Annotated in this window: 1 protein-coding gene; it reads right to left on the bottom strand. The window is 62.6% G+C overall.

Annotated features, from left to right (window positions below; translation table 11 throughout):
• A partial coding sequence (locus tag AC0L3K_RS40770; RefSeq protein ID WP_473368228.1) for a transposase occupies nt 1–385 on the bottom strand: 385 nt, incomplete at both ends.

Here is a 385-nt window from a genome sequence, read left to right as displayed (position 1 = left end):
ATGGGCTTTGCGGGTCGCAGAAGTAGACCTGGATACCCGCATCGATCTTGAGACGATCGTGCTGAGCCATTTCGGCTCCCTGATCCCAGGTTAGCGAACGGCGCAGCTCTTCGGGCAAAGTGATGATGGTGCGCGTGATCGCGTCGCGCACGGCTTCGGCCCCATGTCCCGCAAGGGCTGGCCCGTTCTTCGCGCGCGGAGCTTCGCCATGCCCCGCCAACCGTGGAAGGTGCAAGAGCATCGTAAAGCGCGTCGTGCGCTCGACCAGCGTTCCGATTGCCGAGCTGCCAAGACCGAGGATAAGGTCCCCCTCCCAATGTCCCGGCACTGCTCGATCGGCAGCTTCAGCAGGGCGCTCACTGATCATGATCTCCGGCGAGACAAA

The organism is Bradyrhizobium sp. MI1.10 (assembly GCF_055811035.1).
The sequence above is the reverse complement of the archived record's forward strand: the minus strand, read 5'-3'. Positions and strand labels throughout refer to the sequence as shown.